This is a genomic window from Exiguobacterium acetylicum, assembly GCF_019890935.1.
Lineage (GTDB): Bacteria > Bacillota > Bacilli > Exiguobacteriales > Exiguobacteriaceae > Exiguobacterium_A > Exiguobacterium_A abrahamii.
Genome location: NZ_CP082333.1, coordinates 3,073,488 through 3,088,471 on the forward strand (window position 1 = coordinate 3,073,488; position 14,984 = coordinate 3,088,471).

Consider the following 14,984-nt stretch of genomic DNA (forward strand, 5'->3'; position numbering starts at 1 on the left):
GTTTCTTTGTTCTGCCGGAACTTTTTTTCCTTCAATGTGGTAATAGTATCTATAGAATGAAAAGGAGGATTTACGCATGTCACTCGCCTACTACGTTGAAGAAAATGGTGAATTCCATCCGATCTATCAATATGATCGTTATGCGATCGAACCAGAAGAAATCATTGCCCACCAACTCTGCGAATTTCATATCATCGAAGGACATCAATACGAGCTTCGTTCCAATGAGATGGCAGGTGAATATGATCAATTGATCGTCGACCACATTAAAGCATCACCACGTGCGACAGAAGAACGCGTTTATCCACCGCATCAAATTCATATCGAGTTCAGACAGTATTTATCTGACAGCGCGCAACCGCTCTTAAAGACATCAACGGTTCCGAATCACGTCCAAGCGATGCGTTTTTTGATCAAGGACAAGATCGAAGTCGAAGGACACGGTGTGTTTGAGCGTGACAGCTGTGAAATCGATATCGACCGGAATTGTTACGTCGTCTATCTTGCCGATACACTTTGAGATGTAAAATCAGGTCTCTTCATTTCCAAGAGACGTTTTTTTTGGCATACTAGAAAGTAAGAACGAATCAATCGAGGTGAACGAACATGAGTGAACAACCAAAAAAACTATCATTGCAAGAGGCAATGATCGAACGCTTGAAAGCAAAAAAACAAGCACAAACAAAACGTCCGACTGGCTTACAAGGAACACAAACGAAACAATTGACGAGCCAACAGACGAAAAAAGCAAACAACCAGAAAAAACGGACAGGCGTCTAAGTCACAGGAATTCATGAAATAAGGAGTAATTATGAGTATTTTAACGGTATCTAACTTAAGTCACGGATTCGGTGACCGCGCCATTTTCGAAAATGTCTCCTTCCGCCTGTTAAAAGGCGAGCACATCGGTCTCGTCGGTGCGAACGGTGAAGGAAAATCGACGTTCATGAACATCATTACGTCGCAACTTGAGCCGGATGAAGGAAAAGTCGAATGGGCGAAACATGTACGCGTTGGTTATTTGGATCAGCACGCTGTCCTTGAAAAAGGATTAACCATCCGCGATGCACTTAAAGGTGCATTCCAGTACATGTTCGACATCGAACAGGAAATCAATGATTTGTACGGTAAAATGGGTGAAGTCGAGCCAGAAGAACTGGAAAAGATGCTCGAAGAAGTCGGCGTCTTGCAGGACATTCTGACGAATAACGACTTCTATACGATCGATGCAAAAGTCGAAGAAATCGCGCGCGGTCTTGGGCTCGATGAGATCGGACTCGACCGGGATGTACAAGAGCTCAGTGGTGGACAGCGGACGAAAATCCTGCTCGCCAAACTCCTTCTTGAAAAACCGGACATTCTCTTACTTGATGAGCCGACCAACTATCTCGATGTCCAGCATATCGAATGGTTGAAACGCTACTTGAATGAATATGAGAATGCGTTTATCTTGATTTCGCACGACATTCCATTTCTCAATAGCGTCATCAACTTGATTTATCATATGGAAAATCAAGAATTGAATCGTTATGTCGGTGATTACGACAACTTCGTTACGATCCATGAAGCGAAGAAAAAGCAACTCGAGTCTGCGTTCAAGCGTCAACAGCAGGAAATCTCTGAGTTGAAGGACTTCGTTGCCCGGAACAAGGCACGTGTCTCGACACGGAACATGGCGATGTCACGTCAGAAGAAGCTCGATAAGATGGATGTCATCGAACTTGCGCAAGAGCGTCCAAAACCAGAGTTCCACTTCCTCCAAGCACGGACACCAAGTAAATTGATGTTCGAAGCAAAAGGTCTCGTCATCGGTTACGACGAGCCGCTCTCGCGCCCTCTTGATCTAACGATCGAACGTGGGCAGAAGATTGCGTTGCACGGTGCGAACGGGATCGGGAAATCGACGTTGCTCAAGAGTTTGCTCGGTGAAATTCCAGCTGTCTCGGGTGTCGTTGAGCGAGGCGAGAACTTGCATATCGGGTACTTCGAACAAGAAGTTAAAGAGAAAAACTCGAATACGTGTATCGAAGAGATTTGGAATACGTTCCCGTCTCTGACACAACAACAAGTGCGTGCTATGCTCGCGAAGTGTGGTTTGATGACGAAACACATCGAATCGAAAATCGAAGTGCTCAGCGGTGGGGAAAAAGCGAAAGTCCGTCTTTGTAAATTGATGAATACGGAATCGAACATCCTCGTACTCGATGAGCCGACGAACCACTTGGACGTCGAAGCCAAAGAAGAATTAAAACGTGCGTTACAAGAGTACAAAGGAACCGTCCTGTTGATCTCACACGAACCAGAATTCTATGAAGCTGTTGCGACAGACTTATGGAACTGTGAATCATGGACGACAAAAGTATTCTAAGCTACACCATACAAAAGATGGGATGCCCAGAAGGGTATCCCATCTTTTTAGTTCACACACTTAATCATTGCATGATTGTGCATCTTCACGCACACTAAGACTTAGAAAATGATTATGAAGGAGCGTGTTTTTTTTGGAAACGATCACGAAAAAGGCAACACTATCCTATCTCCATGTTCCAAGCGGTGGTTCAGAACAGTTGATTGCCCGTCTCTATTCACCTGAACATACAGCGAATGCTCCACTGATTGTCCTCTTCCACGGATTTCCCGGGAAACAGTTGAACATGGACTGGGCAGTTCAACTTCAAAGTGCAGGGTACCATGTACTCGTCACGTCGTATCGTGGAACGATCGGGAGCCCTGGAACCTTCCGATTCCAACATGTTTTGGAAGACGCGACCGCGACACTACAGTATGTCTGCTCAGAGTCTTTTACTGCCGAACATGGCATCAAGGCGGATCAGATTACCGTCGTTGGTCATAGCATGGGCGGCTTCGCCGGTCTACATGCTTTTGCTGAGACACCAGAGGCTGCACATTATGTCGGAATCTCTCCGTTTAATTTTGGTCTCGTCGGTCAGCTCGTCCTCGAACATCCGGAATACGAAGCTGCGCTATACGGTGTACTCGAACGAGGAGCTGCTTTCCTAAATGGTGCTGTTGCTGACGCGTTACTCGATGAGTTGAAGCACCATCATACGACTTGGAACTTACTGACGCTAAAAGAACGTTTAGCCGATCGCTCGATGTTGCTTATGACGTCAGAACGGGACGAAACATCGATTAAAGCACTCCATCATGACTTATTGCTACCCGACAGTCCGTTCGAGGAAGCAATCGTCGATAGTGATCACAACTATATCGAAAATCGGGACGCTGCCTTTAACGAATGGACGGCTTGGCTCGCCCGACAATGAAAAGAGCGCTCAGCGTACGACTGAGCGCTCTTTTGCTGAAGTTCGAGTCCGTTGCACAGGACGGATCCGCATCCGATAAAGGACGAGCGTAAACATCGTCAGTGTTGAGACAGTGTACCAAATGGTCGTGAATAGGGTTCCGGTATCCGTACCGATGAAAAGCCCATGTGCCGTCATTAATAGCCAAGCAGGTAAGACAAGCCAGTGCGTCAATTTCCAAAGCGTCTTGCCTAACGTTTCCTTCAAGAAATCCGATGTCACGAGAACGAATCCGAATAAGTAAAGACTGATCGTTCCTAGCGCATTCCAGAGTGGTTCATAAGAAGCTTGGCCCGGAATCAGGACCTCAAAAATCGTCAGTGGTGCGTATGAATCGACGATGATGAGTGTCGCATGAAGGACGATTGCGAGCAACCCTGCCCAGCCACTATATAAATGCACGTGATGTAGCCGTGCTTTTTGTTTTTTGAGTGCCGGGTAAGAACCGAGCAATCCCGCTAAGACAGAAATCGTCATGAAGAAGTGCCCACTTAATCCACTCAACCGAATCATCGTCCATGTCGAGAATAACCATTTCATCCAGTCCATATCTCACTCACTCCCTTCTGTTCACTTCGCCATTCCCCAGCAGTATCCAAAATCAATAATCGTCCTTTTGGAAACCAACGAAACAGCTTTTCCTGACGTTCTGTCTCTGTCATCTGAAAGGCAAGCTTCGTCATGACTTCTGCTTCATAGAGTTGTGGCGCAGATGCGGTCACTTGAAGAATCGGACTTTTCGTCGGACGTCCTGTTCGTCCATCTAATAAATGATGATGCGTCTGGTCGTCCGTCTTCCACGATCGATAGACACGGTTCGATGTCGCGACCGCGCCTTGTCGCAATTTCACATCAGCGACGCGTTGTTCGGTCTCGGGATGTGTGATCGTGATATTCCATGGTTCCTCATCCGACCAGACGATGACGTCACCACCCGCTTCAATCAATCCGCGATTCCAGGTTTTTCGTAGTCGTTGCGCTGCGATCATCGCGGCAGCTCCTTTCCCGATACCACCTAGGTCGATAAAACCGCCTCCGACTCTCGTCACGTCACAGCCTTCAATGATGAACGGGGCGATTTCTGGTGGAGCAACCTCTTCATAAACGACAGCTTGTGTGAAGGGAAATGATTGGCGATAGCCATTGGCTTGTTGTTGCGCCAGCAGGAATGGGGAAAAATAACGTTCGGTCTGCTCGAAGTATCGCGTGGCGCGGGCCAGCAAGCGGGCTAACGGTAAGGACACCGATAACGTGTCGCCGATCCGTAAGCGATTCAATCGACTGACTTCGCTTTGCTCATCAAAGCGTGACCACTGCCGATCTACATAATGAAAGAATCGGACAAGTTCCTCCCATTCTGCTTCATCGATCGGCTGATCCGTTACGAATCGCACCTGATTATGCATCGCATACAATTGTCGCTCCATCTTCCTCCTCCTTACCTCGAATGGCTAGACTGACCGTCACTCGATCCACCCGGTTGACTGAAGCCAGATGATTCATCACCTTGCCATTGATCGTCATCGTCTTCTTCGTAATATCCATCATCCCCTTCGTATTCGCCTTCATCATCGCTATACTGATTCCCTTGAGATGGTAGCGTCGTATCGTTCGAATACGTATCGCCTGTCGAAACAGGTGTCGTCGAGGAATCGTTCGAGCTAACACTCAACTGACCAATCGCAAGTCCGATGAAGACGGAACTACTAAGCCCGACGAGCCATTTCGCAAATGGTTTGGGTTTCATCTGTTTCCTCTCCCTTCTTGTTACGTTTACTGTATCGAAAAAAACTGACAACTAACTGACGGCAACTATGGGATAATGAGAAAAAAAGAGGAGCGATGTGCATGCGCGTTTTGGTAGCAGAAGATGATCAGCGTCTTGCGAAGATGTTACGCCTCCATTTGGAGCGGGCAGGATATCAGGTAGATGTTGCGCAGGATGGAGTGGAAGCGCTCCTCCAATGTCAGACGTATCGCTATGACTTACTCGTTCTCGATTGGATGATGCCTCGTAAGAGCGGAGTCGAAGTCGCCGCTACCTTACGGCAAGAACAGTTTGAAGGCGGCATCTTGATGCTGACTGCTCGTGATACGGAAATCGATCTCGTTCATGGTCTCGATAGTGGAGCCGACGACTATCTCGTTAAACCGTTTCAATCGAATGAATTACTGGCACGACTGCGCGCGCTCAGTCGTCGTCAACAAAAGGCATTCGTGTCGACGGTCTCCTTCAACGGACTAGTACTCGATCTATCGTCACAAACAATTTCCTATGAACATCATCCGATTGATTTAACACGACGTGAATTTGAATTCCTTTCCTTACTGTTAAGACGACCTGAACAGGTGATGAGTCGTGAATTGATCATTGAAGTCGTGTGGGGGATTGGGGCGGATATTACGGATAACGCGCTCGATGCGCTCGTCCGACTCGTTCGGAAAAAATTAGATGCGGTCGGAGCTCCTAATTTGATCCGGACAGTTCGCGGATTCGGTTATCGTTTAGGTGATCCGCATGCTTGAATCGATTCGAAAACGACTGACCTTGTTATTCAGCGGTTCGTTCTTTCTTGTACTAGTCCTCATCCTGATTGGTGTGTATGTCACGAACGCTCAATTGCTGAATCGAATGGAATTGAATCAATTGAAGGGCGTATCTGATCGAGATATCTTCGAACGGATCGAGCATGGGGAATATCAATTCATTCGAAATCCGATTTACTTCCAGTTACTCGATGGTTCAGGAAACGAACGCTATGCAAGTCTGCCGCCAGACGTCGAGTCTAAAACACTACGCCGTTTTTTAAGCTCGAATGATACGACGCAACAAGTGGAATGGGATGATCGACACTTCTTACTGTATCAACGAAGTACCGAAGAAGGACGACTACTACTGATGAAGGACATTTCTCCGACCGAAGATACCTTACAACGATTGATTGCCGTTCTTGCGGGGATTGCGGTGCTCGCAACGGTTGTCCTAACACTAGTCGGATACATCCTTGCTGGTCGAGCCGTCATTCCGGTGCAACAAGCATTCGATCGCCAACGTCGTTTTACGTCCGATGCTTCACATGAACTACGGACACCTCTGACAATTGTCTATAGCGGAATTGAATTGCTAGAAGCGGAATCACTTTCGAATGAAGGACGTACGATTCTAGAGGACATTAAAGCAGAAACGGCAGGCATGCAGTATTTGGTCACCGATTTATTATTGCTTGCGCGAGAAGGACAGCCGTCCCCAAAACAGGAAGTTGACCTCAGTTCACTCGTTCAAAAGACTGTCGAACGTTTTCAGCACGCCTACTTGGATCGCGTCATCCACGCCTCGATAATGCCTGACTTACGCATGAAAGGGGATGCCCATCAATTAAACCGCTTATTGACGGTCTTTCTTGAGAATGCTCTTGTCTACAGTGATGATGTCATCGATGTCTCATTAAACGAAACAGCCACAGAACGCCAGTTGACGATACAGGACCGCGGAATCGGTATCGCTTCCGATCAACAAACTAAAATATTCGAGCGCTTTTACCGAGGGGACCATTCACGTCACGGAACAGGAACCGGTCTTGGGTTATCGATTGCTCAATCCATTGTGGAGCAACATGGTGGAACGATTTCCATTGATTCAACATTAGGTGAAGGTACACGGTTCATCATTCATTTCCCAACTCTTTAAAACGATGTCAGTTAACTGTCAGATAAGCAGGGTAAAGTAAGACTAGGATTTACCATACTTATCCAAGGAGGTTTTTGATATGTTGGGAAATGTACCGCTTCATCCGCTTCTTGTCCATGCACCGATTGCACTTTTGTTATTCGCGACGATCTTATTACTCGTCAGCCTGAAATGGACGCAATTCAAACTGTTTGCCCTTTTTACGTTGGTCGTCGGTCTGATTTCTGGAGTTGCCGCCTATTTGTCTGGAGACGGGGCAGAAGAGTATGCGGAAGCGAATTTAAGTAGCGTCACCCATGCTGCCATCGAAAATCATGAGCATTTCGCGTTATTCAGCCTTGTTGCCTTTGGTGTCTCGCTGTTATTTCTTTTGTTGGGTTACCGCTCGAACAAAAAAATGTTTTTATTACTCAGTTTCGTCGTTGCCATCGTCGGTAGCGGACTACTTGCTTATACTGGTCATCTCGGTGGTCAAATGGTCTATGCCAAATAAAACAAGAGCCGGTCTATTTTCTCTTTTGATCAGAGAAGTAGACCGGCTCTTTTATATTGTTGCGATTTATTTACGATGTGCACGTCCCGGGCGACGGTTATTCGAACGACGCGTGTTTCCGCGTCCTTCTGTCGTCTTCCGTGATCCTTTACTTTGATCGTGTTGTGCGCGAATCGCTTCTTCAGACAATTCGACGACAATCGGCGTGACCGAGATGTTCAATTCCCGCTCCATATCACGGAACGTCCGACCATCTTTTGGCGTCACGATGGAAACGGCAATTCCGTCGTTCCCAGCACGTCCTGTCCGACCGATTCGGTGAACGTAGCTTTCCGCATCGTCCGGTAAATCATAGTTAAAGACGTGTGTCACACCTGTCACATCAAGTCCACGAGAAGCAACATCTGTTGCGATCAGGAATTGTGTTTTTCCTTGATAGAACTTCGCCATCGCTTTTTCCCGTTTCCCTTGCGTTAGTCCACCGTGCAATTCATCCGTCGGATACCCTTGCATCTGCAGTTCTTCGTTCAATTTACTGACGCGACGTTGTGTACGGCAGAAAATGATTGCTGCGTACGGACGCATCTCGTCAAGCATCGTCCGCAGTGTCGCTTGTTTGCGGCGATCCGTCGTCTCGACGACGAACTGTTCGATTGCTTCAACAGTAATACTTTCCGCTTCCACCTGTACTTCGACTGGATTACGCAAATACGTTTTCGCCAGTTCCTCTACTTTCGGTGGCATCGTTGCGGATAACATGACGAATTGACGATCGACCGGTGCTGCTTCGATGATGTCTTCGATTTCTGGCAAGAAACCGATTTGTAGCATTTGGTCCGCCTCATCCAAGACAAGCGTCCGTAATTCACTTAAATCAAGTGTGCCGCGACCGACGTGGTCAAGAATCCGTCCTGGTGTTCCGATGATGATTTGTGGCATCCGACCGAGACGTTGAATCTGTTTAAAGACGTCTTGTCCGCCATATACAGCAAGCGCACGGTACTGTTCCGTATTCCGAATCAGTTTATGCGTCTCATCGGCAATTTGACGCGCAAGTTCGCGTGTCGGTGCGACGATCAATGCTTGAACCGTTTGTGATTCGACATCAATTTGCTCAAGGATTGGTAAGAGAAATGCTAACGTCTTCCCTGTTCCCGTTTGCGCCTGACCAATCAAGTCGCGTCCGTCAAGTAATGACGGAATCGCCTGTTCTTGAATCGGTGTTGGCTCCTTGATGCCTTGTTTTTGTAATTTTTTTATCCACAGGTCACTGATGTGTAATGTTTCAAATGTTGACATGATATATCCTCCTAAAAATTATCCACAGAAAAAAGCTGTGGATAACCTGCTTCGCATAGACAAAAACAGTTATCCACAGCCGTGCTCTATTCAGTATACACAATTTACGCGTTTGTTGCTTCCTGTTTTAGTTTCCAGTCGAGTACGAATGTACCAAACGGGATGAATGATGCGATGAACGCAATCCCTGCCTTAACGATCGACCAATCATATTTGAATTTAACGACTGCAAGCCAAAGTGCATACATGACGAACAAGACACCGTGAAGTGCACCCACGACCGAAACAGCTTGCGGAATATCTGCCATATACTTCAACGGCATCGCAATCAACAGTAAGACTAAAAACGAAATTCCTTCTAGTATCGCAATCATTCGGAATTGCCCAAGCGTAGTTCTTAACATCCCGTCACTCCTTTTTCTTGATTCCTGTACTTAGTATACGGGATGGACGATCCTTCTGTGACCTGTGTCACAGGATTGTCAGATTTCGAGTGGACGTAACCGCGCTTCGATGGCAGCTCGCTTTGGTTCAAGAAACGGTGGTAACGCAAGCGTCTCCCCTAACGTTTCAACCGACTCATCCGTCGCGAATCCCGGTGTATCCGTCGAGAGTTCAAATAAGATATGGTTCGGTTCCCGGAAGTAAAGAGCTTGGAAATAGTGACGATCGACTTTACCAGAGTTCGGTAAGTGATAGGCATTCAGGCGTTCGACCCACTTTTCATATTCATCACTGTTCGGCACTCGGAACGCGACGTGATGGACGCCACCACGACCAAGACGTTCTCGATCGAGATCTGGACGTGCCTCGATATGAACCTCTGCTCCTATACCACCTTCTCCCGTTGCATAGACTTCAATCGGTGCAAATTCACCTGCTAAAGATGGATAAGAACCTACTTTTCGGAATCCCATGACTTCCGTCAGTACACGGATCGTCAACGTTGGATCGTTGACCGTCAATGTGACGGCTCCTAGTCCAACGATCGCATGCTCCGATGGAATCTCTTCTTGTGGCCATGGTACACCACCTGCGACACCTACCTCACCATCTTCCGCGACGAGAATCAAACGTGTTCCTTCCTGATCACGAAAAGCGAGTGTTCGACGCCCTGCTCGCTCGACGATTTCATCGTGATCCACACCTTTCGCTTCAAAACGTTGTTTCCAAAAATGAAGTGCAGCCGTTGTTTTGACACGAAGCGATGTCGAAGAGATACTCGATGCCCCCGGTACGCCCGTTCCAAGATGCGGAATATCAAAAAACGTCAAGTCCGTTCCTGGATTCCCTTCCGCGTCCCCATAAAACAAATGATACGATGTCGTGTCATCTTGATTGACAGTCTTTTTGATCAGACGCATGCCAAGTATTTGTGTGTAGAATTGATAATTGCGTTCCGCCATGCCTGTTAAAATTGATACATGATGAATTCCGAGTAATTCCATCTTCCTCACTCCTTGTCAATGATTTGGTAATTGGAGTATATCTCACATTTATCTTGAATTCAAGATATTAGTCTAATAAAAAACCGCCCCTCCGAAAAGGGACGATTGAATAGTTGAAATTAAAGTTTTACGACGTTAGCAGCTTGTGCTCCACGTGCGCCTTCAGTGATTTCGAACTCAACTTCTTGACCTTCGTCAAGAGTTTTGAAGCCTTCACCAGTGATTGCTGAGAAATGTACGAATACGTCTTCTCCGCCTTCAACTTCGATGAAACCGAAACCTTTTTCTGCGTTAAACCATTTTACTTTACCTGTGTTCATGGGAACAACCTCCAAAAATAAATTACTTAATACATATGCTGGGCATATGAAAAGAATTCATTATTGTCCCGAAATACATGGAGCAACGAAAAGATTGTTCGTGACACGATGTGAATCCGTAATGACAATAACAATATTAAGCTAACGTAAGTATAGAATGGATGCGCTTTAAAAGTCAAGTTGTCAGACCAATGTTTTTTCCAATTGATTCCACTTCTTCTACATAACTAAAATAAAAAACAGGTTCAGCCGAAACTGAACCTGTTCTTCTGTTTTAACGGTGGATCCAGACTGCTCCAGCAGAGTTATCTTTCGCTTCACCGATGACTTGAATCTTCAGCCCGTTGTTCGGAAGCAATTTCCCTGCGTCCGGAATCAACTGGTTGATGTACGATTTCGAATCATCAAACTTCGTCACACCTGGTAGACCTTTGTAGTCGTATGTTCCACGTGATGGCGAATCGATGAGCCATGCAGGTGCCTTATCGTAGCTGAAAGCAGCATCTGCGATCTGGTAACGTGTGCTTCCTGTCGTGACCGGTTTACCGTTGAGTGTTCCAACGATTGCTTCAGGGTGCGAGTCGACAACTCCAAGGAATCCTTCACCTGGGTGTACGCCAACCCAGTTATTGTCAAAGCTCGAGTCACCGTACCAGACGACAAGACCTGTGTTGTACTTGACGCCACGTGCATGCTCGAGTGCTTTATCCGAGCCTGCATAGTTACGCCATTCGAGGTAGTATGCGTTATCAGCATAAGAGAAACCATTTGAAGCGATGAAACCATTCAATGTGAATTTCGGAGTGCCTTCTGCATCATCTTCGAAGACGACTTTACCGTCAACTGTCAACTTCGCGTTATCAAGTGCGAATCCGTCAAGTGCGAGACCCGCATCACCGACATATTCGAACTTCAACGTGACTTTTTTACCAGCAAATTCGCTCAGATCATACGATTTATCAACCCATGCACCTTTTGTCGAATCAGCGCGCTGATCGCCATCTGTATCTTCATCACCGATTTTGTCGATGATTTTTGATTGACCACCGGCAGTTGCCGTGACAGTCAAGAAGTCATAGTTGTATTCAACGTCATATAGTGTCTTGAAGTCGAATTTCGCTTCTTTTGCATTCGTTAAATCGAATTCTGGTGATGTCATCGACGTTTTCAAATCATTTCCTTTTGTACTGTAGTAATATTTTTGACCGAACGCCGGCGCGATACCTTTCACCGGTTTTTTCGGTAAGTTAACCTTGATGATTCCTGGATTTTTTGATTTCGTTACGCTTTGGTCGAGGTACGATGCCGTCCCTGCCTTAGTGAGTGAATCAAAATCAATCTGTTGGATGTTCGCCCAGTTTCCACCCATCACATTTTGGAAGAACTCTTTGTTTTGTGGTGAGAAACTTGTTGGCTCTGTTCCAGCGATGTTACCATTCCAGCTACCACCACTCATGATCGACCAAGACGCAACTGGCTCACCTTGACCTGTGTACTGTGTATCGTACTCATCAGGAAGTCCAAGATCATGACCAAATTCGTGCGCGAAGACACCAACTGCGCCATCTTCTGGTTGGACTGTGTAATCAAATGCAGCCATCTTGCCGTCCCAATAATCGACGCTTGCTGTCGTGTTTTCTACAGGATGAACACCATCTAGCGTCCAGCGGTGCGACCAGATCGCGTCGTCACCAAGTTTACCGCCGCCTGCTTCTTGTCCTGTACCAGCATGAATGATCATCAAGTGATCGACGAGACCGTCTGGCTCATTCAAGTTGCCGTCTCCATCCATATCGTACTGGTCAAACTTATCGTAATCTGCTAAGTTGATGCCAGCTTTAACAGCTGCAGCTAACGAATCTTTAACGAGACCACGTGGTCCTTTTGCTCCAGGAAGGTTATCGTTCCCGCCTTTTGGATCATCAGAACCATAATCTTTTGCTGTTCCAGGAACTGTTAACCAATTCGATACCGTACCATCGACTGAATAACTACCACCTGATTGTTCTTCATAATATTGCTTGAACGTCTTTACTTTGTCTCCGTTGAAGAGCTTGAATTCTTTATCACCAAACATTAAATCTTGATAATGTTTTTGGTTGAAGTCATCTGAATACATATATCCAGGCTCTTGAACGACGTTGTTATGCTTGAAGTCGCTGTACTCGACGAGGAGGACAAGGACTTTATCCGTCCGTGTTGCGCCGTTATAGGCTGCCTGTTTTGCTTTATCCACTTTGACGAAGCCATTCGGATTGCCTTTTTTGTAGTTCCCGTGTTTTTTCTTCAATTGTTTAGCAAGTTGTTCTTTTTGTTTTGTTAAGAAGTCCTTTGTTTTCTTATCGAATGCGGCTTCTTTACTGGATTCATGATCGTGATCATGATCAGCGGCCGGTTTTCCGTTCGCCTTTTTGTCCAGATACTTTTGAACGGCTTGTTGTTTCGCTTCTGCTGAAGCTGCTTTTGAGATGACCCCACGTTTTTCAAGCACTTTTGCTAATCGATCCTGATCGACCGTGTTCAAGTCCATCGGTGCACCAGGTGCTACTTTTTCTGCTGCTTGTACAGACGTTACCTGCCCACCAGGTAAGACCGGACCAACAGCAAACGCAGCTGCCGTAATTCCAGACAGAACGGCTAGGCTAAGCTGTTTCTTTTTTCCCACGTGAATTGACCCCCTATGTAGTAGTGAAAAGCATGTGATTACTATACTTTTCTGAATATTCAAATCATAGATTATTTTATTTCGTTAATCAATTGCTTTTAAGACAATTAGTGCTTTCTAACCATACCTATTTTTAGGTAGTAATTTTAAATGATTTTCCAAGGATTCTTTCACCTCTTTTTCAAAAAAATACGCTTCTCTCATTTTAGAAAACGGTACGCTGAAGGCACTCTGATTACCATAAGGAGGATCCAATGAGCGCTTTACGACATTTTGAACGTCATTTACTTAGAAACTACCTGATTGGTTCATTCGTCGCTGTCTTCGGCGTCGGTTGCCTATTTATTTTCGAGACGCTTACCTTCACCGGAATAGAACAATTGATTTTAATCGGTATCATGGCTATGTCCGTCAGTCTGATGTTTTCACTGGAATACATGCTCTACTCCCGACATGTCGCTTCCTTACGTCGCTTTTTCGAAAACGATATTCCTTCGCTCGTCTCGTTTCAAGAAGCCTATCAAACGACACATCGTTTTCCGGTACTGACTGTACAGCGCATCATGGGACCACACTTTTTAGGTCTTTCCGTTCCTGCTTCACTTCTGACAGCCCTGGCGATCTCTCAAGGGTGGTTACAGATGCCGTACTATTTAATTGGTCTTGCTTGTTTTGGTGCGGTCCTCGTCGCCATCCTTCATGCTTTGATTGAGTTTTTTCTTACTTATCGTGTTACCGAACGTATGCTACTCACTTTAGAAAACTATGCGGTTGAACACGGATTTGATTTTCCTAAAAAAACGACGGTCGTCACACTAAAGCAAAAAATGCTCATCAGTACACTGATCATCGGTGTTTTTCCCGTCATGCTGTTCGTTCTCGCTTCAGCTGTCCAGTTAACGGAAAATGAGAGCCTTCGCTCTTACTGGAGTTGGGCGACACTCATTTTAATCGTCATCTTATCCGTTGCGACGTTTTGTAGTCTTCTTCTCTATGAAAACATCCGTAAACCAATCGCTACCCTGCAACAAGGGATTCAAGATGTCGAAAGCAATCGACTCGTCTCGTTACCGAATCCGTATTCGGACGAGTTCTCCCACCTCGTTTCTGGTTTCAACTTGATGATGGAAGGTATCAAAAAGCGTGATGCGGAAAACGAACAGTTACTCGATAGTTTGTTCACCTTATTCGCTGCGACACTAGATGCCCGCGATCCTTACACAGCCGGTCATTCCGTTCGTGTCGCTGCCTATTCAGTCGAAATTGCTACCGCTGCTAATCTTCCCAATGAACAAATCGAATTGTTACGTAAATCCGCACTGTTACATGACATTGGAAAAATTGGGATTCGAGACGATGTGTTATTGAAAGAAGGACGTCTTACCGATGAAGAATTTCAAATCATCCAGCAACATCCAGTCATTGGCGTGCACATTCTATCGCAAGTTCAGCTTCCAAAGACGTTACAACCGATTCTTCCTGGGGTAAAGTACCATCACGAACGCTACGACGGAAAGGGGTATCCGGAAGGTCTTATAGGAGAGGACATCCCACTCTTTGGTCGGATCATGGCGATTGCTGATGCCTATGATGCAATGACATCCGATCGTCCCTACCGTAAGGGAATGCCCGTGGAAAAAGCTTTATCTATCTTAGAAGAAGGCATGGGTACACAATGGGACGCTACCTTTACGCGTCTATTTCTAGATTTGAAGCGTTCGCCCGTCGAGGACGTGTCATAAGAA

The 14,984-nt window shown here is 46.1% G+C and carries 16 protein-coding genes; 8 read left to right on the forward strand and 8 right to left on the reverse strand.

Annotated elements, in window-relative coordinates:
- Positions 1-76 precede the first annotated feature (76 nt).
- From K7G97_RS15860 to K7G97_RS15875, 4 genes are all read left to right on the forward strand, one after another.
- Entirely contained in the window at positions 77-520 is a 444-nt protein-coding gene (locus K7G97_RS15860) for a hypothetical protein (protein WP_058704372.1), read from the forward strand.
- Positions 521-606: 86 nt separating this feature from the next.
- Positions 607-780 (forward strand): hypothetical protein, encoded by a 174-nt coding sequence (locus tag K7G97_RS15865; protein WP_023469740.1) that lies wholly within the window; start codon positions 607-609, stop codon positions 778-780.
- 31 nt (positions 781-811) lie between these two features.
- Complete coding sequence (locus tag K7G97_RS15870; RefSeq protein ID WP_023469741.1) at positions 812-2,368, forward strand: ABC-F family ATP-binding cassette domain-containing protein; 1,557 nt, start codon at positions 812-814, stop codon at positions 2,366-2,368.
- A 124-nt stretch (positions 2,369-2,492) separates the two neighbouring features.
- Positions 2,493-3,287, forward strand: a complete 795-nt coding sequence (locus tag K7G97_RS15875) for an alpha/beta hydrolase family protein (protein WP_262415773.1) — start codon at positions 2,493-2,495, stop codon at positions 3,285-3,287.
- A gap of 9 nt (positions 3,288-3,296) precedes the next feature.
- Here K7G97_RS15875 and K7G97_RS15880 read toward each other — a convergent pair whose 3' ends face one another.
- The 3 genes from K7G97_RS15880 to K7G97_RS15890 are packed head-to-tail and all read right to left on the reverse strand — an operon-like array spanning position 3,297 to position 5,073.
- Complete coding sequence (locus K7G97_RS15880; protein ID WP_262415774.1) at positions 3,297-3,866, reverse strand: ferric reductase-like transmembrane domain-containing protein; 570 nt, start codon at positions 3,864-3,866, stop codon at positions 3,297-3,299.
- Positions 3,863-4,753 (reverse strand): FAD:protein FMN transferase, encoded by an 891-nt coding sequence (locus tag K7G97_RS15885; protein WP_223041016.1) that lies wholly within the window; start codon positions 4,751-4,753, stop codon positions 3,863-3,865. The genes K7G97_RS15880 and K7G97_RS15885 overlap by 4 nt, the downstream gene beginning before the upstream one ends.
- Before the next feature lie 11 nt (positions 4,754-4,764).
- Positions 4,765-5,073, reverse strand: coding sequence for a hypothetical protein (locus tag K7G97_RS15890; protein ID WP_058704368.1), 309 nt, complete (start codon positions 5,071-5,073; stop codon positions 4,765-4,767).
- Positions 5,074-5,174: 101 nt separating this feature from the next.
- On the opposite strand from K7G97_RS15890, the gene K7G97_RS15895 reads away from it, so the two are divergent.
- The 3 genes from K7G97_RS15895 (at position 5,175) to K7G97_RS15905 (ending at position 7,507) form a co-directional block, all read left to right on the forward strand.
- Positions 5,175-5,852: a response regulator transcription factor gene (locus tag K7G97_RS15895; protein WP_023469746.1), complete on the forward strand. Its 678-nt coding sequence runs from the start codon at positions 5,175-5,177 to the stop codon at positions 5,850-5,852.
- A complete protein-coding gene (locus tag K7G97_RS15900; RefSeq protein ID WP_223041017.1) occupies positions 5,845-7,014 on the forward strand; it encodes a sensor histidine kinase in 1,170 nt (389 codons plus the stop codon). Before K7G97_RS15895 ends, K7G97_RS15900 begins: the two co-directional genes overlap by 8 nt.
- 79 nt (positions 7,015-7,093) lie before the next feature.
- Positions 7,094-7,507 carry a DUF2231 domain-containing protein gene (locus K7G97_RS15905; protein ID WP_050677186.1) on the forward strand — a complete coding sequence of 138 codons (414 nt, stop codon included), beginning with the start codon at positions 7,094-7,096 and terminating at the stop codon, positions 7,505-7,507.
- A 66-nt stretch (positions 7,508-7,573) separates the two neighbouring features.
- Here K7G97_RS15905 and K7G97_RS15910 read toward each other — a convergent pair whose 3' ends face one another.
- The 5 genes from K7G97_RS15910 to K7G97_RS15930 all read right to left on the reverse strand — a co-directional run bounded on the left by K7G97_RS15910 (position 7,574) and on the right by K7G97_RS15930 (position 13,239).
- Positions 7,574-8,806 (reverse strand): DEAD/DEAH box helicase, encoded by a 1,233-nt coding sequence (locus K7G97_RS15910; protein ID WP_087681667.1) that lies wholly within the window; start codon positions 8,804-8,806, stop codon positions 7,574-7,576.
- 104 nt (positions 8,807-8,910) lie between these two features.
- A complete protein-coding gene (locus tag K7G97_RS15915) occupies positions 8,911-9,210 on the reverse strand; it encodes a DUF3817 domain-containing protein (protein WP_023469750.1) in 300 nt (99 codons plus the stop codon).
- A gap of 78 nt (positions 9,211-9,288) precedes the next feature.
- A complete protein-coding gene (locus K7G97_RS15920) occupies positions 9,289-10,254 on the reverse strand; it encodes a ring-cleaving dioxygenase (protein ID WP_223041018.1) in 966 nt (321 codons plus the stop codon).
- A gap of 119 nt (positions 10,255-10,373) precedes the next feature.
- The gene (locus K7G97_RS15925; protein WP_023469752.1) at positions 10,374-10,574 is read right to left on the reverse strand and encodes a cold-shock protein; all 201 of its coding nucleotides are present in this window, start codon (positions 10,572-10,574) and stop codon (positions 10,374-10,376) included.
- A 274-nt stretch (positions 10,575-10,848) separates the two neighbouring features.
- The gene (locus tag K7G97_RS15930) at positions 10,849-13,239 is read right to left on the reverse strand and encodes an immune inhibitor A domain-containing protein (protein ID WP_223041019.1); all 2,391 of its coding nucleotides are present in this window, start codon (positions 13,237-13,239) and stop codon (positions 10,849-10,851) included.
- A gap of 254 nt (positions 13,240-13,493) precedes the next feature.
- Between K7G97_RS15930 and K7G97_RS15935 the strand changes: the two genes are divergently transcribed.
- Positions 13,494-14,981, forward strand: coding sequence for an HD domain-containing phosphohydrolase (locus K7G97_RS15935; protein ID WP_223041020.1), 1,488 nt, complete (start codon positions 13,494-13,496; stop codon positions 14,979-14,981).
- Positions 14,982-14,984: the final 3 nt, after the last annotated feature.